Genomic DNA, 24306 nt, shown 5'->3' with positions numbered 1-24306 from the left:
GGTATATTTGACACATATATTTAATGATAAATGGTGTATACTACAGAATATAGCATGCAAAAGGAGGAATTAACATGCAAACACCACCAAAATTTAAACCTAAAACATATGTTCCTGTTCGAAATAAAATTCTAACCACTGCAGGTATAATCTTGTTATCTGGTATTGTCGGATTTGGTGCTGGTTATGCCGGAAGTCATTTATCTAATAACGCCAATGTCACCATTCAACAACAAACTAATAAATCCAATTCTGGAACCATTCAAGTAGCAGATGTTTCAGATATCGTTGAAAAATGTAAGGATAGCGTAGTAGAAATCACGACGGAGTCTGTTTCTAGTGGAAACTCTATCTTCGGCCAATATGTGTCTCAAGGTGCAGGTAGTGGAGTCATCATTAGTGAAGATGGATATATTGTCACAAACAATCATGTTGTGAGTGGTGCAACCAGTTTAAAAGTCACAACAACAGATGGAACAGAATACGATGCATCAATTATTGGCACAGATTCACAAACTGATTTAGCTGTCATTAAAATCGAAGCTCAAAATCTTTTAGCCGCTACATTAGGTGATAGCGATATCTTACAAGTAGGAGATCCTGCCATTGCGATTGGAAATCCATTGGGTGAACTTGGGGGAACAGTTACTACAGGTATTATTTCTGCAACCGATCGACAGATCACAATCGATAACGAAACAATGACTTTACTACAAACAGATGCCGCCATTAATCCAGGAAACTCTGGAGGTGGATTATTTAATGCTGATGGCAATCTAATTGGTATTGTAAATGCGAAAGAAAGTTCTACAGGAATTGAAGGATTAGGCTTTGCGATTCCAATTACGCCTGCCAAAGATGTTATTACAGAGCTTATGCAAAATGGAAGTGTAACTTCTAGGCCAGCTTTGAATGTTAGTTTATATGACTATACTTCAAGTAACCAAACGCAAAATTCTAAATATGAAGATGGTTGTTATATCGTGCAAATTGTAAAGAATGGAGCTGCCGATAAAGCCGGATTAAAACAAAATGACCGCATTATCCGTTTTGATGGAGAAAAGATCCAATCGACAAGTGATGTAAAAGCTATATTAAAAAAGCATAAAATTGGAGACAACGTCAAGATGGTTGTTGATAGAGATTCTAAAGAAATCGAAGTCGAAATTGTCTTACAAGCACAAACCCAAGCAAATTAAGCCAGTGATTCACTGGCTTTTTAGTTTAAACTAACCTATAATATACGTGTAGATATAAGAAGGAGAATGAAGTTATGTCTGAAAAAATCAAAAAAAGAAAAATCATGCTTGTTGGTACTGGATTTGTCGGCATGAGTTTTGCCTATTCAATGCTTTCTGAAAAAGGTATTGATGAACTTGTTTTAGTCGATGTGAATGAAGACAAAGCAAGAGGAGAACAAATGGATCTTAGTGATGGTCTTGTATATGCAGATACAAAGATGAAAATCACAGCTGGAACTTATGCAGATGCTACGGACACAAATATCGTTGTCTTAACAGCTGGAGCTGCTCAAAAGCCAGGTCAAACTCGTTTGGATTTAGTTAAAATCAATGCAAATATCACGAAAGGTGTATGCCAAGCCTTAAAAGAAAATAACTTTAATGGTATCTTAGTTGTTGCAAACAACCCAGTAGATATTATGACTTATGTAGCTTGGAAAGAAAGTGGATTACCTAAAAACCACGTTATCGGTTCAGGTACAGTATTAGACACGGCTCGTTTACGTCATGCATTAAGTGAAAAATTAGGATTTGCTGACAGTAACATCCATGCTTATATCATGGGTGAACATGGTGATTCTAGTTTCGTTCCTTGGATTCACTCATATATTGGATGCAAAAATTTACTTGAATACTTAGATGAAAATAATATTTCTTTAAGTGAATTACAAGAAATCTATATTGATGTACGTGACAAAGCTTATAAGATCATCGAATTAAAACGTGCTACTTACTACGGAATCGGTTTGGCATTAAAACGTATCGTATCTTGTATTTTAAATAATGAACGTGCTATTTTACCAGTTAGTGCTTACCAAAATGGTGAATATGGTAAAGAAGGATACTTTATTGGAACACCAAGCGTTGTTGGTTCAAATGGTGTAGAACAAGTTATTCGTTTACACTTAAATGAAAATGATCAACAAAGATTTGATCATTCATTCGATACATTAAAACAAACAATTGAAGATAATCTTCAAGACATCCTTTAAAAAATAGCCTGACTAAATTTTAGTCAGGCTTTTCATTTCTTCATTTATAGTTTCTAACAGCATCACTTTATCAAATAAAGTCAAACAAGGTTTTTGTGAATCTGAATAGTGAATTAAATCATCATGATAATGTCCACTAAACCACATTTTATATTCCGTTTTCTTTTCAATCGTTTCTAAACAATCATGTAAATCATAATAATTATCTCCATATAAACTCATATCTATTTCATATTTATGAGCCAATGGATGAGATGAATATATGTCATGAGATAAAATATAATCTACTTTCCACTCATTTTTTTCCAATGTTTCAAATGCGTGTTTTGCCTCTTCTATCGTACAAATCTCATCTTTCCACCAATTTTTATGTTCTGTACGATAACATACATCATGCGAAAATCCTCCACCCATTGTAAAGAATTTATACCCATCTATATCAAAAACTTCACCACGCATCAAATGAAATACTTTAGAGCGAATACGATGGACTTTACCACCCTTATATTCTTCTATAGGATATGTATTTAAAACATCAAAGTTTTCATGATTCCCATCAATAAATAAAGTATTCCAAGGAAGCGAATCTAACCATTTCAACCAAAAGTTATCTCCTGTACTTCCATCCCAGACACAACCAAAATCACCACAAATAATAACATAATCATTTTCCGTTAAAGTATCGCCAACTGTAAACTCTCTAGGATTGATTTTATGAATATCTTGTTCTCTATGAATGTCGCCAGTTATATAAATCATGAATTCCCCTCCAACAACGTCTTTACATTATAGCACAGATGTTCACACGTTAACAATCAAATGACAATTGTAATTTATGTAAATTAATGAAAATTGATTTACATTTTATTACATTTTGTGTTGACACGTTTTTCAAGATGGTATATTATACAACCACAAATATTCAAAGCTGTGAACAAGACATGACTTTAAGCAAACCTGGTCATAGAGAGTATCAAATTTGGTGAAATGATAACGATGGTCCTTAGAGCTATCCCTTGTGAGCCAATCATTTGAAATAATAGTAAAATGATTCGTCCTTCGCGTTAAGAAGTTCTAAGTGGCAACAAAGATGTTGCAAACTAAGTGGTACCGCGGAATAATATTAGATTTCGTCTTAGATAGACGAGGTCTTTTTTTTATTATTTGAATATTTGAATAGAAAGTTTTAAGGGAGGAAAGTTATTATGAATGGTCTATTATTATTAGCTATCGCTGCTGCATTATTGCTAACAGCCTACTTAGTTTATGGACGCTATTTAGTTAAAACATGGGGAATCAATCCAAAAGCTAAGACACCTGCCTATGAAAAGGAAGATGGAGTTGACTATGTTCCAAGTAACAAATGGGAAGTATTTGGACACCAATTCTCTTCAATTGCCGGAGCCGGTCCAGTAACAGGTCCAGTACTTGCGATGGTATTTGGATGGTTACCTGCTTTTCTATGGGTAATGGTCGGAAGCATCTTCTTTGGAGCCGTACAAGACTTTGGTGCTCTATACGCATCTGTTAAATCTCATGGTAAATCTATGGGACAAATTATTGAAACTTATATTGGTAAAACAGGACGTAAATTATTCTTCTTGTTCTGCTGGTTATTCACTTTATTAGTAATTGCTGCATTTGCCGACATGGTTGCAGGATCATTAAATGGATATAATGCGGCTGGTGCACAATCATTACCTAGTGGAGCTGCAAGTTCAATTACAATTCTATATGTATTTGTTGCAATCGCATTTGGTTTCTTCCTAAAGAAAACTGGTCTTTCTGGGTGGAAACAAGCTGTACTTGGTATCGCATTAATCGTTGCGATGCTAGCATTAGAAATCGCATTCCCAGTTTACTTCACAAAACAGACATGGGTATATCTAGTATTCGTTTATATCTTCTTTGCGAGTGTTACACCTATCTGGGTATTAAAACAACCACGTGACTATTTGACTACATTCTTATTCATCGGAATGATCGTTGCTGCTGTTGTTGGTGTATTCGTATCAAATCCAACAATTACATCTCCTGCATTTACAGGATTTAAATCCGCAACTGGAAGCTATATCTTCCCTACATTATTTGTCACTGTTGCTTGTGGTGCTGTTAGTGGATTCCACTCACTTGTATCTAGTGAAACAAGTTCTAAACAAATCCGTAACGAAAGTGATATGTTACAAGTTGGATACGGAAGTATGTTACTTGAATCATTACTAGCTGTACTTGTAATTGTTGTTGTTGGATCTTTAACTAGTTTAGCTAGTAAAGGCGTATTGAATGAAACACTATCTTCTATGGCATTTGCCGATACTGCAACTCCATTTATTAAGTTCTCTGTTAGTGTTACTGGATTGATTTCACAATTTGGATTCCCTCAAGAATGGGGTCTATGCATTATGACAATGTTCGTTTCTGCATTAGCATTAACATCATTAGACGCCGTTGCTAGAATCGGACGTTTATCATTCCAAGAATTATTTGAAGTAAACGAAGAAGTTGAAACAAACAGTGTTGTCGCTTTCTTAACAAACAAATACGTTGCTACTTTAATCACATTAGCTGGTGGTTATCTATTAAGCTTAGGTGGATACTTAAATATCTGGCCATTATTCGGTAGTGCTAACCAATTACTTGCTGCCATGGTATTAGTTTCATTATCTGTATTCTTAAAAGTTACAGGACGTAAAGGATACATGTTATATGTACCTATGGTTATGATGTTAGTTGTAACAATGACAAGCTTAGGAATGTCCGTATACAACATCTGCTTAAAGTTATTCGTAACTGGTGGATTTGCATTTATGACAGACGGACTACAATTATTCTTCGCTGTTCTATTAATGGCATTAGGATTGATGATCTTCATTGGTTCTGGAAAAAAATTAGTTCAACCTGTTGAAAAGGCAAAACTTCAAGAACAAGAACAAAACGCATAAAATTATCAAGACCGCATCAAGCGGTCTTTTCTTTTACTAAAATCAACAAGGATGATAGAAGCTTTAAAATGGTTGAAAAAAAGGACCCGAACAACTGAATGTTGTCCGAGCCTAATTTCAACTATAGACTGTTTTAGGGTATATACCGCCCCTTAAATTATTAAAGAGCAAATTCATCTAACACCATCCAAATTTATTGCGTCTACAAAGTAAGCGTCAAATTTGAGGTGGTACAAAATATAGAAAGTGTACTGCCATATTCAAATAAGCTACCAAAGAATCTATATGTAAAATCCATCAGAAACTAAGTCTGATGGATTCATTATTTTTTTCTATTCAACACCAATAATAAATGAGTAAATCGGTTGATTTCCTTCATGGATTTCAACTTCTGCATCACTGTTATCTTCGATATAAGCAGCGATTTCTTCAGCCTGTTCTTCTGTAGCTGTATCTCCATAAATCAAAGTAACAAGTTCACTATCATCATCTAGCATTTTATCCAACAATTTTTTTGTTGCTTCCATGCAATCTGGACAAGATACACAAATATCTTTTCCAAAAATACCCATATATTCATCTTTTTTAATTTCAAGACCATCATATGTTGTATCTTTGATTGCATAAGTCACTTCACCAGATTTAACATTTTCAATAGCCTCATTCATTTCAGCTAAGTTATCTTCTAATTCAACATCTGGATTAAACATAACACAAGCACTTAATCCTTGTGGAATTGTTTTACTTGGAAGTACATGAATATCTTGATTGGAACATACTTGTGCAGCCTGACTTGCAGCTAAAACAATATTTGAGTTGTTCGGCAAAATGAAGATATGATCTGCATTCAACTTTTCAACGGCTGAAACAAAATCTTCTGTACTAGGATTCATTGTTTGTCCACCACCGACAACAATATCAGCTCTAAGTTCTGTAAACATCTTCTTGATTCCATCACCAGGAGCTACGGTAATAATGGCATATTTTTTGTGTTCTGCCATTTTTTCCTCTTCTTCTTTTTCAATAATGTTGTCATGCTGTTCTTGCATATTTTCAACTTTTAATTTAATAAAACGACCCTGACGACGTCCCATTTTAATAGCTGTAAATGGTTCTAATGTATGAACATGAACTTTTACTAAATCCTCATCTTGTACACAAACAATTGAATTACCAATTGTAGCTAATTCATCTTTAAAGCTTGTTTCAGAGAAATGACGAATACCATTTTCAGATAGTTTCAAAATAAATTCGGTACAGAAACCATATTCTTCTTCTCCACCTTCAACTTTTGTTTGAGCGCTCTCACCAGCTGCTTTTGCACCTTCAAGTTGAACTGGCTGACCTTCCATAGCTGCAAGGAAACCTTCTAAGATTACACAAAGTCCTTTTCCACCACTATCAACTACACCTACTTCTGCAAGTACTGGTAATAATTCAGGTGTTCTTTGTAAAGAAGCATTGGCTTCATCCACCATCTTTTTCATCACATCCATGCAGTCTGTTACTTCTTCTGTAGTAGTATATGCATATGTATAGTCTGCAGCTTCACGAACTACTGTTAAAATCGTTCCTTCTACTGGACGCATAACAGCACGATAAGCAACACGACTACCATTCACTAAAGCGTGAGCCAATTGTGACGCATCCATATCATCTAAGTCTTCAACAGCTTGATAGATTCCTCTAAAAATCTGTGAAGTAATAACACCTGAGTTACCGCGTGCTCCCATTAATAATCCACGAGATAACGTTTTCGCAATATCTTTTACAGAATCCGAATTCGTTTTAAGAGCTTCCTTAACACCATTTGATACAGTTAAATGCATATTTGTTCCAGTATCACCATCTGGTACAGGAAAAACATTCAATGCATCAATTTCGGCTGAATGATTTGATAAATTATTCATACCGGATTCTAGCATCTGTTTAAATAATACACCATTGATTTTTTCCATTTTTTAACTCCTACTTAACTGCACGTACACCTTGAACATAAATGTTTACAGCGTTACATTTAACTTCCAAAGTCTTTTCCAATACATATTTAACGCGCTTTTGTGCTTCATACACAACTTCGCTTAATTTAATTCCTTGCAATGCGATAATATAAAGATTTAAAACCAAACCCGTTTCATCTTGTGTCACAACAACACCACGAGCGTAATTTTCCTTTTTCAATAATTCTGCCCAGCCATCCTTCAATGTTTTCTGGCTTGCCATACCTACAATACCGTAACATTCAGTAATTGCACCACCTGCTAAATTGGCAATCGCATCTAATGAAATCTCGATATTTCCGTATTCTGTTGATTTATTAATAGGCATAATAAAACCTCCTGTTTTTATTAATTATACTCTACTTAAAATATAAACACAAATCCTAATACGCTTCTACAAAGCTTTGTGATTCCTCATCCCAATAATAATATGTCCCATTTTCATCATAATATTCATCGGTATTCGGATCATAATACATACCTATAGCTTTATGATAATATACTCCCGTATTCTCATCATAAACCCACTCCGCCTCATTTTCTGTTTCTTCACTATCTGGCTGTTGTTCTCGATTCTCAGTTTCTTGTGATGTTTCTGTTTCCGCTTTTTCAGAAGTCTTTTTTTGCTCTTCTTCCTTTTTCTTAGAATTCAAATCCTCACAATTTACTTTTTCAATCGTAGAATGTGTAGAATCTAAAACCAAACATACCGACTTTCCCTTAAGTTTCGTCAATACACTTTGGTATTTAGAAAGCATTTTTATACTATTTAAATTCGTATAAACAATATTACCATCCTGCATCGTGATCTTGAACATATTTTTATCGTAACTCGCTTTATAAGGTACAATTTCCGCAAACTTTTCTATTAAATCCCGTGTTAATATTTTGCTATGTTTTTGAAATTGTTCGCATAACTGTTTGCGTTGTTTCGCATTAAAATCGGACAATAAAGGAAAATGCACAATCATATTCAAATATTGTTCTTCAATTTCAATTGAAGTTCCATCCTGAAACAGTGCAAAATTTTTATCACCCTTTACATAATAGCCAACAATCAATTTTTCTTGCACATCAAAAGTCAATTTACGATTCTTCTTTGATACTTTACAAGACTGTACAAATGGCATCTTCTCTACTCTTTTTTCAAATAGAATAGAAGGTACAAAATAAAGACGAGTTTTTGTACTCACGTTTGCCAAATCATAAACTTCGTTATCTGATAAATAGTAATTATTTTTACACGACAAAACTTTGACATGGGAATCTGTAGAAAAGTAATACACAAAAACACTAGCCACCATCATAAAAACAAGACTAAAAATAATTGTTTGTTTAATGGTTAGCTTTATTTTTTTCTTTACCAATATAACTGCTCAACTTCCGTTACCATGTCAATATCATATTCTTTTTTAGCCTTGACTTTGATTTCATGAATTAAATCACGAACATCTTGAGCTGTAGCGGTTAAATCATCATTCACAATAAAATTACAATGTTTTTCACTCACCTTAGCCCCACCAACTTTATGGCCACGTAAACCTAAATCTTCAATCAATTTCCAAGCAGGAATTTCTTCTGGATTTCTAAAAACACTTCCTGCACATGGCTTATCCAATGGTTGTGCGCTCATTCTTCTTTCGCGTCTAGCATCCATTAAATCACGAATATCATTTTGATTTCCTTTTTCTAATTGGAAACGACCCACTAAAATAGTCCAATCTTTATGTGATTGAAAAATAGAATGGCGATATGCATAATCCAATTCATCCTTCTTCATCCAACAAATTGTATTATCTTTTAAAACACATACATCCACTAAATGATTTGCCATATTATCTTTATAGGCACCTGCATTCATATACAGACATCCCCCAATAGAACCTGGAATACCACTTGCCCATTCCAATCCTGTCAACGATCTTTTCATGGCTTCTACCGCCATATTTATAATTGAACATCCTGCTTGTGCCACTAAAATTCCATCTGGTTCAAAATAAAAGTCATTCAGAGTACGATCTAAATTTATAATTGCACCATGAAAATCCGTATCTGAACATAAAACATTTGATCCACGCCCAAGTACATAATATGGAATATTTTCTTCTGCAAGTATATCGAGTACACACATCAAAGCTGTACAATTTTTTGGATAAATATAATAATCTACAAAGCCACCAATCTTAAAAGTTGTATGTTTCTTCATAGATTCATGTTCTAAAACTTCTGCATACGTCATTAAACGATCCTTAATGCTCATATTACTTCCCCTTTTTACATATATTTTTTAATAAATCTATAATATCATATGCCGCATTTGGTTTTCCCATCTGCAAAGCATGCTCATGCGTTTCTTTATATACCACAGGATTTGCGTATAAAGAAACAATTTGTCCCTGCAATGTTTCTGCATTTAAATCTTTTTCTTCAATAATACGACAAGCCTGTTTTTTTAATAGCATGCTCGCATTATAAAATTGATGGTTGTTTGCCACATAAGGACTTGGTATCACAATAGATGGGATACCTAAAGCTGTTACTTCTGCAAGCGTAGTTGCTCCTGCACGACAAACCATTCCATCTACATGTCCATATATACGTAAAGTATCTACATATGGTACAACATGAATATTTTTTTGGTTTTCAAACAAATTCAAATCTTGCGAATTATCTTTTCCGCAGACATACAAAAATTGTAAATCACCATCAACATCCTTTAGAGCACTCTTCATCAATTCATTTACTGAACTAGAACCTAAAGAGCCCATAACAATAAGAATGGTCTTTTTATCTAAATCTAAGCCTAGTGATTTAAAATAGTCTTCATCAAATTTTGCTTCTTTAGCAATTGTAGCCCTTGGATTTCCAAGCATGTGAATCTTTTCCTTAGGAAAAACCTCATTGCACTTTTCATAACAAGTTATAATCGCATCCACTTTTTTCATAACAAGCTGATTTGCTTTTCCAACAATAGAATTTTGTTCATGAATTACAGTATGGATACCTAAAGAATGAGCTGCCATAATAACAGGTGCACTTACATAGCCTCCAAAACCAATAACTACATCTGGTTTGAATTCTTTCAAATATTTTTTTGCCTTACCTTCTGCTTTAAACATCTGACAAACAGCCATACATTTTTTAAATGCATTTCCTACCAATCCAGAAGTGTGTAAAGCCTTAAACACATATCCATTTTGAGGAATCAAATCCTTTTCCATGCGATCATCATTTCCAATAAATAATATTTCCGTTGAAGAATCAAGTTCTTTCATTTTATCCGCCAAAGCTAAAGCCGGATAAATATGTCCACCTGTTCCTCCTGTCACAAAACAAATTTTCATATTAAAAACCTCACCAAGTATATCATATATCAATCTTTTAAAACAATATCGCCACTTGTCTTTACCATAAGGCCAGTTAAGACAAAACGATGATTCGAATTGAATCCATATTCTAAATCACAAGTAGATAAAGATACATAATTCGCATCTATATCATCTAATTCATTAAAATAAGTCGACATTTGTTGCATAGAATTCAACGTCTCTTGTCTATAATCACCAAATGACGTTGTATAGAATACACTATCTTCTGTCGTTTTCGCAAATGTAAAAACATGACACTTATAATTCGCATCTGGTGTTAATAAATAAAATACTGGATGCGACTTAAAAAAATCTTCATCACAATACTTTTTTAATAAGGTAAACATACCTCCACCCTCTACAGAATGTCCATATATAATTGAATTATCATCTTGAAATTGTCCATTCGCATTCGCATCCAAAAAAATCGAACCTCTATCATTATATTCTTTACTCACAGTGTGATTCAAATAAAATTGATTATCTTTTGTTTGCATCACAGGAAAAGAAATATCACAATCAGGAACATAGATCCATGCTACAATATCCTCATTTTCCACTTTAAGTTTGCTCCAATCCGGATCTAATACTTGCTTTTCTTCTTTGTCCTTTTTTTTGATTACACTTTTTTCTAATTGCTTAGTTTCATTTTCTACTTGTTGTTTTTGTGAATAAATATCCCATAAATTATATGCACTGTATCCAAATACACAAAGACAAACAACTAAAAGAATTCTATATATCCATTTTTTCATACATGTTCATTTTAACACAAATAAAAAAGATAGAGAAATGAATTCCCTATCCTACAAAGACAAATATAATTATTTGCTCAATTTGCTAGCAGCCGCTTTGTCTAATACAACAACTACATCTGCGTGGTTTTGCAATGCACTTGCAGCACATGCTGTATCGATTGGTCCTTCAATCATAGCTTTCACTGCATCTGCTTTATTTTCGCCATTTGCCACTAATAATACTTTTTTAGATTTCATAATTGTTCCAATTCCCATTGTAATAGCTTGTGTTGGAACTTTGTTGATATCATTATCAAAGAAACGAGCATTTGCTTCACGAGTATTTTCTGTCAAATCAACAATGTGTGTTAATTCTTCAAATGGAGTACCAGGTTCATTGAATCCAATGTGACCATTTTGTCCAATTCCTAATACCTGTAAATCAATAGATACTTCACTTAAAGCATCTTCATAAGCTTTACAATCCGTTTCTGTATTTCCATAAGGAACGTGTGTGTTATTCAAATCGATATCGATATCTTTGAATAAGTTTTCATACATAAATGTATAGTAAGATTGAGGATCTTTACGATCAATTCCTACATATTCATCTAAGTTATAAGATTTAATATCTTTATAGCTATATCCATCTTTGTGGTATTGGATCATTTCTTTATATAATCCAACCGGACTCGATCCTGTAGCCAATCCTAATACAGCATCTTTTTTTGCATCCAACAATTCTTTCATGACACCAAACGCCTTAGCTGACATTTCATCATAATTTTCACATACGATAACTTTCATTTGTATCTCCTCCATATATCTCTTCTACTATTATAGCATAGCGCTTTCAAAATAAAATAAACATTTTAGTAATGCTTTTGTCATTTTTAACAAATTAGTAATATTTGCACTTTTTAATTGACTTTATGTTAAAAAGGAGAAAAAAAGTTAAGCATACTGTATAATAAAATCAGTTAAGGAGGACACATAATGCCTAAACAAAATCCATTATTAAATATTGTAAAAAAACAAAAAGAAGGTAAAGCCGTAGCTATCTATTCATGCTGTTCAAGTAATGCATTCGTAATTGAAGCTGCGATGGAAACCGCAAAAAAACAAGATTCATGTGTTTTAATTGAATCAACAGCAAACCAAGTAGACCAAAATGGTGGTTACTCTGGAATGACACCTCAAGATTTCTTCAACTTCTGCCATGAAAAAGCAAAAGAAGCTGGATTATCTAGTGATCGTATTTTCTTAGGTGGTGATCACTTAGGACCATTAACAGTTTCAAACAAACCAGAAGCTGAAGCGATGGAATACGCAAAAACATTAGTTCACGACTATGTACGTGCTGGATTTACTAAAATTCATATTGATACAAGTATGAAGGTTGCAGATGATGATCCAAACACTCGTTTAAGTGATGAAACTATCGCTCGTCGTGGAGCTACTTTAGCTAAAGTATGTGAAGAAGCTTATCAAGAATTACTTCAAGAAAATCCAGAAGCAATTCACCCAGTATACATTGTAGGTAGTGAAGTTCCAATTCCAGGTGGAGCACAAGAAGAAAATGCGGGTATGCAAGTCACAAAACCAGAAGATTTCAAAAATACTGTAGCAACTTTTGAAAAAGCATTTAATGATGCTGGTATTGAAGATGCATGGAACCATGTAATTGCAGCTGTAGTTCAACCTGGTGTTGAAGAAAAAGATGCCGGATGTGAAGAATATGATAGAGAACGTGCAAAAGATTTAATGGCAAGTATTAAAGATTTTGACAAATTAGTATTTGAAGGACACTCAACAGACTATCAAACTAAATTCAAATTACGTGAATTAGTAGAAGATGGTGTAGGAATTTTAAAAGTTGGTCCAGGACTTACTTATGCCGCTCGTGAAGGAATCTTCTCATTATGCATGATTGAAGAAGAATTAGCTGCTGTTTACGGATTTGAAACAAGCCACTTCCGTGAAGAATTAGACAAAGCTATGTTGGCAAACCCAGGCAAATGGGCACCATATTATCATGGAACAGAAAATGAAATTGCATTTAAACGTAAATATTCATTCTCTGATCGTTGTCGTTATTATTTACCTCAAGAAAATGTCAAAAATGCTTTAGCTAAATTATTGGCAAACTTAAAAGAACACCCAGTACCATTACCATTGCTAAGTCAATATATGCCTTTCCAATATACATTGGTACGTGAAGGTAAATTGAACAACACACCTGAAGATTTAATTAAAGCTCGCGTTATGTATACAATTGAAGAATACACTTACGCTAGTCACCAAGAAGAATTAGTTCGTTAATATCAATGTGCGCATCTTAAAGGTGCGCATTTTTTTATGCAACAAAAAAAAAGGTTCAACCGAACCTTTTACTTACTCTTTCTTGAAATTAATTCTTTTGCATGATATAACGCAAAGATCAATGCTAATGCACTAATCACATAATTCAAATATAACATCCAACCTGTGTAGCGTTCATTTTGTGCATTTAGTACAATCAATACAGATAAAGCGATTAATAAAACCATTTTTAAAATCACTTTATTTGTTTCTAATGTTTTAATTGAAGCTTCACTCTTCATTTTTTCATTACACTTAAAGTTTTCAATACGAGGTAAAGTTGCTAAGAACTTTCTAAATCTAAATTCTAAGAAAGCATATACACCAACACCTGCTAAAACACATAACCAGATAGGCATATTAAACATCAATATCAAGATAAATCCAATTAGTCCCATCACAAAGCGCATACTAAATTGTTTATATCTTTCTTCATTGTTTGCCAAGATATATCCTGTTTTTGAGAATACATCATAATATACGGCTCTTCCACGCTCATCTTTATAAACGTGCCAACCAGATACATTACCCTTTAAATCTGTTTGTTGTTTTTGTCTTGTCTTTCTTCCTTGTGCCATAATATCTCCTTACCACTCAACTACTTCTTCGAGTTCTTCTTTTTTAAGATTTTGTCGTTTTTCTTCCTCTTTAAAATCAACATAATCCGTATATGGTGTCAAGCAACCATTATCCTGAGGTTGATCATGACCATCCATGCGCACCATTATTTTGTCAAGAATATCTGTTTGTGTCAACTTTTCTCCAACTTTTGAAGCTTTCATAAAAGTAGGAGCACGCCCAATCTCCATAAACATCGTTTCTAATTCTGCATAATCCGCTTTATGCACACCTTCCGTAAAATATTCCAACTCTTGCAGCATCATTTTACAGAAAGTTTTCACATCACGCATATCAATATTGCCTCTAAAAATAATGAAAACCTTATGATCATTTGTCACTTTTAATGGTTGAGACATTGTAAATTTATTCTGAATCGCCTTATAAACTTCTTCTCTTGTCTCTTCCATATATTCTAAATAATAAGGTTTATCCTCTAATTCCTTATTATTATATATATTAAAATAAATTGTATTATAAATTCCACAATGTCTAAAAATTGTTCCTTTAACACTTGTGGCATAAAGAACTGGATATTTTTTATCAGCCATAATTTGTACCTCCTTAATTTCATTTTTAAACCATCAAATTGTAATATTTAATGACCTAAAAATAAAATTAAAGGTTGTAAGGATATAATCCGTTACAACCTTATATTTGAGAGAAAATATTCTAACTTCGTTAGATTAGCCTACTAGATAACTGTCCAAGGAACTGGTACTAGAGGTGTGTATCCACCAGCCCAGATACCGAATGCAGCACCAACAATACCGATTACTAAGAATAATGCGATACATTTTACTGGAGTCCAGTTTTTCTTCTTAATCAATACATAGCACATCATAGTGAATGCGAATGCGATTAAGCAAGGTAAAATCATATTTAAGTAGTTTTGGATAACAATTGGATCACCTTCACCATTAGCAATAGAGATACCTAATTTTGTTCCTCCACCATAGTTAGAAATTAAAGCACCAACAACGAATACACCTAATACACTAGCAGCGTGAGTGAATGCTTTAGCGTTAGCAGTCATCATCTTAACAGCAGTTAAACCTAAGTTGTATGACCAGTACATTAAAGCATAACGTAATACCATTTCAACACCGAATGCGATAACGAAGTATAAGATTGGTCCCATGATACTTCCATCAATAGCCATGTTTGCAGTTAAACCAGCAGTGATAGGAATTAATGTATACCAGAACAATGCATCACCAATACCACCTAATGGAGCAGCTGTTGAGATACGTACAGAACGAATTGTCTGAATATCTGTTTTTTGTTGTTCCATTGATAATACGATACCCATAACGAATGTTACGAAGAATGGGTGAGTATTAAGGAAATCCATGTTGTGAGTCATAGATGCAGCTAAGTCATCTTTATTAGTGTGGATTTTTTCCAAACCTGGTAACATAGCCCATAACCAACCAGCAGATTGCATACGTTCGTAGTTGAACGCAGCCTGTAATTGGCAAGAACGCCATACCATTTTATTTAAAGTTTGTTTATCTAATCTTGCAGCAGGAGTAGTATCCTTGTAAGAAGTCATTGCATTAGATTCCATCACTTACACCTCCCTGCGCAGCTTTTGTTTCAATAGAAGTAATCTTGAAGTCTAATAATGCGATTGCAACACCGATGAATGCAACTAAGATCAAGCAAGCAGAAGCTGTAGCTTCAACGTTACCAAATAGTAATGCGCAAGCAAAACCAGCTAGTAACCATCCCCACAAGTCGTTAGAAAGCATAATCTTTAACAATACAGCGAAACCTACGAAACGCATCATTCCACCGGCAGCACTTAAACCACCCATGAACCAGCTTGCGTTTTCACTTAAGCTTTGTAAAGCACCAGAAGCAGCAGTTCCACCAACATATGCTAAAATAGCGATTACAGCAAATAAAGTACCTAAGATAGCCATTGAAGTATTTAATACAGCAGTGATTCCTTTAGGGTTAGCTTCATTAGCAGCTTTATCGGCTTTAGCCATTAAACCAGACATGATTGTAAATGTTAATGTTACAACGTATTGTCCGAATGTAGCGAAAATCATACAAGCTCCTAAAGCAGCATTAATATCCATTTTTGCTTTAACAGCGAAAATCATAGCAACAACTGATCCTAATACAGCGTTAGGAGGCTGTGCTCCACCAACTGGCATGTTACCAACCATCATTAACTCATATGTACCACCAACAACTAAGCCAGTGTTTACATCACCTAAGATTGCACCAATAATTGGACAAGCAATGATAGGACGATAAACGATTTCAGTTAATGAGAATTGGTCGATGGCAAAGAAGAATGTTACAATTGCCAATAACACAATTTCTACAATATTCATTTTTCATTTTCTCCTTTTTTGGATTAACTCCAAAGTTTATTAATATCTTCAGGTGCGATGTCAGGTACACGTTGAATTTCTAATTCAACACCTAATTCTTGCAATTTCTTGAATGCAGCAACATCATCGTCATTTACAGCTACTGTAGTAGCGACTTGACGTTTACCTTCAGACATGTGCATGTTTCCAATATTACATTTTTTAATTGGAACACCACCCTCAACTAGACGTAATACATCTTGAGGCGTTTCACAAATGATGAAGATCTTTTGAGCAGGGCTCGCTTTTCCAATAATGTCGATTGTCTTCTGAATTGAGAAGTAACGAGTCTGAGCATAAGCTGGAGCAGCCATGTTCATCAAACCTTGACGGAATTCATCTTTTGCGACAGCGTCATTTGCAACTAATAATAAGTTAGCTCCTAGAACTCCACTCCATTGAGTTGCAACTTGACCGTGAATCAAACGATTGTCGATTCTTGTTAATAAAATATTTGGCATATTCTCTCTCCTTCCTGATAGCGCTTTCTTCTTTAAAGAATAACTATCTTGACTATATTATACATTTTCTATTCATAATTTCTTTACACATTTTAAGAAATTGTTTGCACTTTTTAGTAATTTTTTATTTTTTATCACTAACAATTATAAAAATTGGCAAAAAAATAACATAATTATCACAAAATCGGTTTAAAAATCAATTTTGAAAACCTTTTCACAAAACAAAAGAACATGCTAATTAGCATGTCCCTTCTTTAAACTCTTTTTTTGCTTTTTCTAACTTTTCTGGTTTAACAATCAAATCTAAACCAATTAACGCAATCGCTGTAGCCGCTGTTACTAATCCAGCTTTTCCATCCTCACTAATTGTTGCAGCCGCCATTTCTTTAGAATGACCAGCCACAGTACAATCGGCAATTTTAATCGTTCCTTGAATTGTAGGGCAAACATAACTTACACTTCCAACATCTGTAGAACCACATGGAATTTCATCCACTGGATTAATCTGTTCTACACCTAGTTCTTTATATTTTTCTGTCAACATATCAGCTAAAGTATAGTTGATCTTTGTATCTTCATAAGGACACTCATACATACTTGTTTTATATGTTGTTTGACTTGCAATACATGATCCTTTTACACAATCTTGGGCACGAGCCGCAATTTCTTTACAATAAGCCATTGTAGGTGCCCTAAAATAATACTCCATACTTGCATAAGCTGGAATTACATTGGCAGCTAAACCACCATCACGAATAATTCCATGAATATATGATCCAGGCGTTACAAATTGACGTAACATTGAAATCTGTGTATATGTACTAATCGCTGCATCTAATGCACTATGACCATCTTGAGGATGACATCCATGTGCATTCTTACCAAAGAATTCATATTTAATTGGTAAAATAGCCAATGATCTTGATCCGACACCATTTTCTGTATCTGGATGCACCATTAAAGCTGCATCAACATCATCAAAGACACCAGCTTCACTCATTTTTACTTTTCCACCAAAATTCTCTTCACCAGGAGTTCCCACAACACGAACGGTTCCGCCAATTTCATCTATAACACTCTTCAAGGCTTCACCAGCCGCAATACCAATACCAGCAATTAAGTTATGGCCACACCCATGTCCAACTTCTGGTAGTGCATCATATTCACACATATAGGCAATCGTTGGTCCTTCTTTACCTGATTTATATTCAGCCACAAAATCTGTATCAACCACTACGCTAGACTTTACATCAAAGCCTGCATCTTTCAAATATTTGACCAATACCTTCTGTGTTTCATATTCCTCAAAGCCTGTTTCCGGATTATCGTATAGTGTTTTTACAATATCCATATATGCATCTAAATGTGCTTGAATAGATGCTTCAATTCTTCCTTTATAATCCATTCTAAATTCCTCCGTTTGTGAAAACATCATACCGCATTTTCAGACATTTGAAAAGTTTTTACAAAAGAAAAAAGCCAGGCAAAAGCCTAGCTTAATTATTAGATACCATCTGATAAATCGTCGTTTTGTTGAATGTGTTGGAATACATAACGCATAACTTGGTCTTTTCCAACATTGCATGCAGATTCAGCTAAAGCATGTACATCTTCTGAGAAAGTACGAGTCAAGTTGATTTCTACTAACATACCTAAGTTTGTACCTGCAACAACTTCTACATTTCCTCTTGGGAAACCAATTTCAACAGCCGTCTTGAATGGAGAACCACCAGCTAAATCACTTAATACAATGATTCCTTCGCAGTCTTTTAATGAATCCATAGCGTCTGTTAATTTTTTTGCTAAATCATCTGTTGAATCTGTAGCCTCAAAATCTACAGCAACATAATCTTTTGCATCTCCAGCAATCAAATTTAAACTTGTAGTTAAGCCAGATGCAAAGTGACCATGGCCAGTAACAATTAATCCTATCATCTTCTTTTGTCTCCTCTAAATTTTTACTTTGCAGTATATGGGTAAATAGTTACACCCTTAACAACACGGTTTACTTCTCCTGTTGGACATGGATTGTCTGGTGTAATTTTATAACTCAATGATTTAAATAATGCGATAACTTGAGCAACTAAAATATAGTCAAATCCTAAGAAAATATTATCTTTTGGTGCATCTAAATCAAAGTTGATGAATGTATCTACTAATCCTTCGATTTCAGCATCTGCATGACTAGAAACAGCAACTAAACGATTCTTCTTACGTTGTCCACTCATTTCTTTAATAATGTCATATTCATATTGTCTTTGGTATTCATCATCTGATAAATAAACAACAGTTAAACATTCATCATTAATAACTGATTTAGGTCCATGACGGAATCCCATTGGACTATCAAATGTAGTTGTAACGGTACCAGCAGTCAATTCACAAATCTTTAATTGACTTTCTTGAGCAATACCCTTTAATGTATTTGCACCTAAGTAAACAATACGATTGAATTCAGCAAAGTCAGCTACTAAATCTTCGCATACTTTGTATCCTTCATCAACAAATTTTTGACCTTGAGCAATTACACTTTCCATTTCTTTTGCTACTTCATCAATATCATCTAAACGGAAACATAATAATGCAGCCAACATCATGTTAGAGAAACTTGAAGTCATAGCAAATGATTGGTCATGAGTTTCAGGTGTCAAGTTAATATCGTAAGCATTATCACGAGTAGCAGCCGCTTTTGCTAAAGCTCCATCCTTGTTACATGTAATAAATAAATGATACACATTTTCCTTACATACTTCATCAGCAACTTGTACTGAACCAACACTTTCAGGAGAGTTTCCTGAACGACCAAAGTTCACTAATAAAGTCTTTTTATTTCTTGATAAATAGTTTTCTGGAGTTTCTACTAAATCTGTAGAAGCATATGATTTTGCATGGTAACCAGTATAACGGTTAACGTATGAATATAAAGCATTACCTACATATTCACTCGTTCCAGCACCTGTAAATACGATATCACAATCTGGATCACTTAATACAGGTTCCATGAATTTTTTAAGAGCTTCCTTTTCATTTTTAATTTGAGCAATTGTTTTAGCCCAAGTAGCAGGTTGTTGGTAAATTTCCTGTGCAGTAAAAATACCACTTAATTCTTCCCAAGTTGATTTTTCTTTTCCGAACATTTTTCTTTCTCCTTTTGAACTAATTTCATTATAACTATTTTTAACTAAAATAAAAGATTTTGGATGAAAGTAAACTAAAAAGTGCAAATTTGTTCTTTAAAAATACAAATTTACACTAAAAAAGAAGGATTTCTCCTTCTTAAAGCACCTCAATCCAATATGAACAAGACCACTCTTCATTTGGCTTTAAAATCATAGTTCCTTCTCTATGATAAAAATCCGGTGTTTCCTTTTCAAAATCACCATGCGAATACCATGGTTCAATGCATAAGAAATCCGATTCACTATCATGTGTCCATAAAGCTAAATATGGATATCCCTCAATCGATACACGAACAACTTCATCATCTCCATGTTTTAAAGTCACAAAACTTGATTTTAAATCTTTATAAATAATCGTCGCGTACCTCTTCACATCATCTCTAGACAATTTCCATTCTTTAAACGCAACATCCTGATACTCCACATTCTTTTCGTAGCTAGGATCAAACAACAATTGTTTTACGTTTTCTTCTTTTTCAAAATCTAAAGTATATGTTGAAAATTCATCATCCAACTTAAATCCAGGATGCAAACCAAATCCAAAAGGCATATCCCTTTCATCATTGTTCTTAATATGATAATTGATCAATACTTTATTTCCATCCAATTTATATCCAATCTCAAAATGGAAATTAAAAGGATATTGAGCTAACGTTTCCTCGTTTGCATCCAAGCTAAATACAAGTTTATCTTCTTTACTTTCACCCTTTAAAGTCGCATAACGAATCAAGCCATGATTTTTCATCGCATATTTTTTACCATCAATCTCATAATCCTTTGTATACGTATTTCCTACCATTGGAAATAAAGAAGGATTTCTTCCAGACCACCCCTGATCTCCTTGATATAATGTTTCTCTTTGTATACTCTTCTTTACTAGGTGTAACATTTCACCACCCTTTTGAGTACACTCCAACTTCAATACATCATTCTCTAAAATATAAGCCATCTTATTCTCCTCCTATTCAGCTTTTATTTTCCATTAAGTAATTGTAGATGCCATCCTCATCCACTCTTCCAATCACAACATCACTAACTTCTTTTAATGCATCACACGCATTCCCCATCGCAACACCAACATCCGCCATTTTCAACATATCCACATCATTTGTTCCATCCCCAAAACAATATGTTGTATCAAACTTATGAAAATCCATAATTTTTTTAACAGCCGTTGCCTTATCAATTTGATTAGCACGAATCTCAAAACAATCAAAAAATTCTACAATACCCAAATCTTTGATCAAAGGCCTAAATTTTTCTTTATCTTGTCCTTCGCAAAAGACAAGAAGATTTAGTACATCATCATTCTCATATGGTTTAAATATTGGACTATTTAAATACAAATGAAAATAGATGTCATGTGCATACTTCGAATACGGCGTACCAAAATAATTTCCATTCCTTGTACTATAACGATACACTAAACTATGTTCCTTACAAAAAGAATCTATAGTTTTCATTGTGGCTTTAGAAATACAATTCATTTCAAGAACTTCTTTATGTCTATCTAAAATCAAAGCCCCACCATCACTGATCATACAATCAAATTGAAAGTTTCGCATACAAGAAGGAAGATTCTTTAATTCTGTTTGACAACGACTTGTACATAAAGCTACAAAGTGCCCTTGTCTTTGTAGTTCATTTAACATCTTAAATGTTTTTTCACTCACTTCATGGAACTTGTTATTATAAAGTGTTCCATCCATATCAAAAAAATAACCGTTCATACCTTAATAATATCCTCTTTCTAATTTTTTTAAAAGAATTTTCGATTTTTAATAATAAATTCACATTGACTCTCTATACTTATTAATGTGATTACAATCTCTTTTCTAGTATAAAAGAATTTGCACTTCTCATAAGTAGTCACAATTACCACAACAAACCTCCTTAAATGATTGTTGTGGCAAAAGAAAAACCTGGAAACCCAGGTTTTTTATTTAATGAATTCTTTGATTTGATCCATACGCTCTAAAGTTTCATCATATCCTAATTGAAACCAAGGGCCCAATTTTTCTGGATCTGTCGTATAACGAGTGACACCAAGATCTTTATGCGGACGCAAAACTAGAGCTTTACCTTGTTTTTCTAATTCTGCAATCTTATCCCACTGTTCCTTATAACGAATATGACGATTTCTTAAATCATCCGTAATTTGTTTATCCTTATATACCAAATTAGATAACAACAATTGCCATTTTGGTGCTGGATTACGAACATAGCCTTCTTCCTTTGTAGAAATCACAATATGCTTATCATTTCCAGCACGAAGACTTTGTTCAATACTAATCATATCCACAAGACCTGCATCCATCCACATTTCCCCTTTAAATTCATAAGGTCTAGCTAAAAGCAATAATGCACAACTTGCCTTGATCAACGTTTCATCTTTATCAATATGACTCTTATCAAAATATTCAACTTTATGCGTCTTTAAATTATATAGACCCACTTCCATCTGTGTTTCGCTATTTTGAAAAGCCTCTAAATCCAACGGAACTCTAGACTCAATAAAATCATAAGTTGCTTCAATTCCAAAGATAGAACCTTCTTTTAAAAAGGGTCTTAATCCAACTACACCTTTTTGACAAGGCGCATCAATTCCAGTCACCTCTAGACGATCCACTTGTTTAGACACATAACTCAACAAAATTTCTGTACCTGCACTAATACCTACACAATAAGGAAGTACAATATCATGCTCAAGTAAACACTTCAATACTCCTGCAGAATAAGCAGCCTTAGTTCCTCCACCTTCTGCAACAATACCTACTCTACTCACGCACTACACCACTTTCTTTTGCCGCATCTGCCACTGCTTGTGCTACAACATCTGCAACTCTAGGATCTAGAGCTGAAACAATAATATGTTCACTATCTAACATATCTTCTGTAACCATTGAACTAATCGCATAAACAGCCGCTTCTTTCATCGCATCATTGATACATGTAGCACCAGCCTTTAATGCTCCTTTAAAAATACCTGGGAAAGCCAATACATTATTGATTTGGTTTGGATGATCACTACGACCTGTACCCACGATATAAGCTCCAGCTTCCTTCGCATCATCCGGTTCAATTTCAGGAACAGGGTTTGCCATAGGGAATACAATTGCCTTTTCATTCATAGAAGCAATCATTTCTTTAGACACAATATGACCTGCACTAACACCAATAAATACATCAGCCCCTACTAATGCATCCTTTAAAGAACCTGTCTTTCCTTCTTTGTTTAACTTATCAATCAATCCTCTTTGACCACTTGTTAAATCCATATCCGCCGTTAAAATACCTTGTTTATCGACTAAAATCACATTGCCTAATCCAATCTTTAAAATTAAAGTCGCAATCGCAACACCAGCACTACCCGCACCATTGATAACGATTGTTGGATTTTGTTTTTCTGCCAATTTTAAAGCATTTACTAAAGCCGCACAAACTACAATAGCTGTACCATGCTGATCATCATGGAAAACAGGAATATTCATTTTTTCCTGCAATCTTTTTTCAACTTCAAAACAACGAGGAGCCGCAATATCTTCTAAGTTGATTCCACCAAAGCTAGGCTCTAAACTTGAAATAATTTGAACCAATTCATCTGTATCTTGCGTATTCAAACATAATGGAACAGCATCCACATTTCCCAATGCCTTAAACAACACACATTTACCTTCCATAACAGGCATACCTGCTTCAGGGCCAATATTTCCTAGTCCCAAAACAGCACTACCATCACTAATGACAGCTACTGTATGAGATCTTCCCGTATATACGTAACTATTCTTTTTATCTTTTTCAATTTCTAAACATGGCGCAGCAACACCTGGTGTATAGGCAATTGATAAATCATCTTTGTTTTCAATCTTCATTTTAGGAACAGTTTCCAATTTACCATTCCACTTCGCATGTAATCTTAAAGCTTCCTTTGCGTAATCCATGATAACCTCCTACTCAACAATTTTTAATACAATTTCAACCATCTTTTCCATCTTTTGAATGCTTGCGAATTCAAAA

The 24306-nt window shown here is 34.1% G+C and carries 24 protein-coding genes and 1 other annotated feature; of the genes, 4 read left to right on the top strand and 20 right to left on the bottom strand.

Annotated elements, in window-relative coordinates; genetic code table 11:
* The first annotated feature begins 74 nt into the window (after positions 1-74).
* Positions 75-1199, top strand: coding sequence for a S1C family serine protease (locus EUBIFOR_RS00225; protein ID WP_003863862.1), 1125 nt, complete (start codon positions 75-77; stop codon positions 1197-1199).
* A 74-nt stretch (positions 1200-1273) separates the two neighbouring features.
* Positions 1274-2233 (top strand): L-lactate dehydrogenase, encoded by a 960-nt coding sequence (locus tag EUBIFOR_RS00220; RefSeq protein WP_003863861.1) that lies wholly within the window; start codon positions 1274-1276, stop codon positions 2231-2233.
* 12 nt (positions 2234-2245) lie between these two features.
* On the opposite strand, the gene EUBIFOR_RS00215 is transcribed toward EUBIFOR_RS00220, so the two are convergent.
* A complete protein-coding gene (locus EUBIFOR_RS00215; protein ID WP_003863860.1) occupies positions 2246-2992 on the bottom strand; it encodes a metallophosphoesterase family protein in 747 nt (248 codons plus the stop codon).
* Between the two features lie 162 nt (positions 2993-3154).
* Positions 3155-3374 (top strand) — a binding site (T-box leader).
* A gap of 64 nt (positions 3375-3438) precedes the next feature.
* Between EUBIFOR_RS00215 and EUBIFOR_RS00210 the strand changes: the two genes are divergently transcribed.
* Positions 3439-5175, top strand: coding sequence for a carbon starvation CstA family protein (locus tag EUBIFOR_RS00210; protein ID WP_003863859.1), 1737 nt, complete (start codon positions 3439-3441; stop codon positions 5173-5175).
* 332 nt (positions 5176-5507) lie between these two features.
* On the opposite strand, the gene EUBIFOR_RS00205 is transcribed toward EUBIFOR_RS00210, so the two are convergent.
* The 7 genes from EUBIFOR_RS00205 to nagB form a co-directional block, all read right to left on the bottom strand.
* Positions 5508-7133, bottom strand: coding sequence for a DAK2 domain-containing protein (locus tag EUBIFOR_RS00205; RefSeq protein ID WP_003863858.1), 1626 nt, complete (start codon positions 7131-7133; stop codon positions 5508-5510).
* A 10-nt stretch (positions 7134-7143) separates the two neighbouring features.
* Positions 7144-7503 (bottom strand): Asp23/Gls24 family envelope stress response protein, encoded by a 360-nt coding sequence (locus EUBIFOR_RS00200; RefSeq protein WP_003863857.1) that lies wholly within the window; start codon positions 7501-7503, stop codon positions 7144-7146.
* A gap of 55 nt (positions 7504-7558) precedes the next feature.
* Positions 7559-8542, bottom strand: coding sequence for an OCRE domain-containing protein (locus EUBIFOR_RS00195; RefSeq protein ID WP_003863856.1), 984 nt, complete (start codon positions 8540-8542; stop codon positions 7559-7561).
* Positions 8536-9435, bottom strand: a complete 900-nt coding sequence (gene murB, locus EUBIFOR_RS00190) for a UDP-N-acetylmuramate dehydrogenase (protein WP_003863855.1) — start codon at positions 9433-9435, stop codon at positions 8536-8538. The genes EUBIFOR_RS00195 and murB overlap by 7 nt, the downstream gene beginning before the upstream one ends.
* A gap of 1 nt (position 9436) precedes the next feature.
* Positions 9437-10519, bottom strand: a complete 1083-nt coding sequence (murG, locus tag EUBIFOR_RS00185; protein WP_040465965.1) for an undecaprenyldiphospho-muramoylpentapeptide beta-N-acetylglucosaminyltransferase — start codon at positions 10517-10519, stop codon at positions 9437-9439.
* 29 nt (positions 10520-10548) lie between these two features.
* Positions 10549-11298 carry a class B sortase gene (gene srtB / locus EUBIFOR_RS00180; RefSeq protein ID WP_003863853.1) on the bottom strand — a complete coding sequence of 250 codons (750 nt, stop codon included), beginning with the start codon at positions 11296-11298 and terminating at the stop codon, positions 10549-10551.
* Between the two features lie 69 nt (positions 11299-11367).
* Positions 11368-12087, bottom strand: a complete 720-nt coding sequence (nagB, locus tag EUBIFOR_RS00175) for a glucosamine-6-phosphate deaminase (protein WP_040465964.1) — start codon at positions 12085-12087, stop codon at positions 11368-11370.
* A gap of 189 nt (positions 12088-12276) precedes the next feature.
* On the opposite strand from nagB, the gene EUBIFOR_RS00170 reads away from it, so the two are divergent.
* Positions 12277-13602, top strand: coding sequence for a class II D-tagatose-bisphosphate aldolase, non-catalytic subunit (locus EUBIFOR_RS00170; RefSeq protein ID WP_003863851.1), 1326 nt, complete (start codon positions 12277-12279; stop codon positions 13600-13602).
* A gap of 68 nt (positions 13603-13670) precedes the next feature.
* On the opposite strand, the gene EUBIFOR_RS00165 is transcribed toward EUBIFOR_RS00170, so the two are convergent.
* The 12 genes from EUBIFOR_RS00165 to EUBIFOR_RS00110 form a co-directional block, all read right to left on the bottom strand.
* A complete protein-coding gene (locus tag EUBIFOR_RS00165) occupies positions 13671-14219 on the bottom strand; it encodes a hypothetical protein (RefSeq protein ID WP_003863850.1) in 549 nt (182 codons plus the stop codon).
* 9 nt (positions 14220-14228) lie between these two features.
* Positions 14229-14810 (bottom strand): hypothetical protein, encoded by a 582-nt coding sequence (locus EUBIFOR_RS00160; protein WP_003863849.1) that lies wholly within the window; start codon positions 14808-14810, stop codon positions 14229-14231.
* A 143-nt stretch (positions 14811-14953) separates the two neighbouring features.
* Positions 14954-15829 (bottom strand): PTS system mannose/fructose/sorbose family transporter subunit IID, encoded by an 876-nt coding sequence (locus tag EUBIFOR_RS00155; RefSeq protein WP_003863848.1) that lies wholly within the window; start codon positions 15827-15829, stop codon positions 14954-14956.
* A complete protein-coding gene (locus tag EUBIFOR_RS00150) occupies positions 15819-16610 on the bottom strand; it encodes a PTS mannose/fructose/sorbose/N-acetylgalactosamine transporter subunit IIC (protein WP_003863847.1) in 792 nt (263 codons plus the stop codon). The genes EUBIFOR_RS00155 and EUBIFOR_RS00150 overlap by 11 nt, the downstream gene beginning before the upstream one ends.
* A gap of 23 nt (positions 16611-16633) precedes the next feature.
* Positions 16634-17110 (bottom strand): PTS galactosamine transporter subunit IIB, encoded by a 477-nt coding sequence (gene agaB / locus EUBIFOR_RS00145; protein ID WP_003863846.1) that lies wholly within the window; start codon positions 17108-17110, stop codon positions 16634-16636.
* Between the two features lie 238 nt (positions 17111-17348).
* Positions 17349-18515 carry an amidohydrolase gene (locus tag EUBIFOR_RS00140; protein WP_040465963.1) on the bottom strand — a complete coding sequence of 389 codons (1167 nt, stop codon included), beginning with the start codon at positions 18513-18515 and terminating at the stop codon, positions 17349-17351.
* A 98-nt stretch (positions 18516-18613) separates the two neighbouring features.
* The gene (gene agaF, locus EUBIFOR_RS00135) at positions 18614-19045 is read right to left on the bottom strand and encodes a PTS galactosamine/N-acetylgalactosamine transporter subunit IIA (protein ID WP_003863844.1); all 432 of its coding nucleotides are present in this window, start codon (positions 19043-19045) and stop codon (positions 18614-18616) included.
* A gap of 23 nt (positions 19046-19068) precedes the next feature.
* A complete protein-coding gene (locus EUBIFOR_RS00130) occupies positions 19069-20247 on the bottom strand; it encodes an SIS domain-containing protein (protein ID WP_003863843.1) in 1179 nt (392 codons plus the stop codon).
* A gap of 139 nt (positions 20248-20386) precedes the next feature.
* Positions 20387-21238 (bottom strand): aldose epimerase family protein, encoded by an 852-nt coding sequence (locus tag EUBIFOR_RS00125; protein ID WP_003863842.1) that lies wholly within the window; start codon positions 21236-21238, stop codon positions 20387-20389.
* Positions 21239-21254: 16 nt separating this feature from the next.
* Positions 21255-22019, bottom strand: coding sequence for a Cof-type HAD-IIB family hydrolase (locus EUBIFOR_RS00120; RefSeq protein WP_003863841.1), 765 nt, complete (start codon positions 22017-22019; stop codon positions 21255-21257).
* A 209-nt stretch (positions 22020-22228) separates the two neighbouring features.
* On the bottom strand, positions 22229-23074 hold the full coding sequence (locus EUBIFOR_RS00115) for a patatin-like phospholipase family protein (RefSeq protein ID WP_003863840.1): 846 nt from the start codon (positions 23072-23074) through the stop codon (positions 22229-22231).
* Positions 23067-24230: an NAD(P)-dependent malic enzyme gene (locus tag EUBIFOR_RS00110; protein WP_003863839.1), complete on the bottom strand. Its 1164-nt coding sequence runs from the start codon at positions 24228-24230 to the stop codon at positions 23067-23069. Before EUBIFOR_RS00110 ends, EUBIFOR_RS00115 begins: the two co-directional genes overlap by 8 nt.
* Positions 24231-24306 lie beyond the last annotated feature (76 nt).

This window comes from Holdemanella biformis DSM 3989, from assembly GCF_000156655.1.
Taxonomy (GTDB): Bacteria; Bacillota_I; Bacilli_A; order Erysipelotrichales; family Erysipelotrichaceae; genus Holdemanella; species Holdemanella biformis.
Note: the sequence above shows the minus strand (reverse complement) of the source record. Positions and strands in the feature narration are given on the sequence as shown.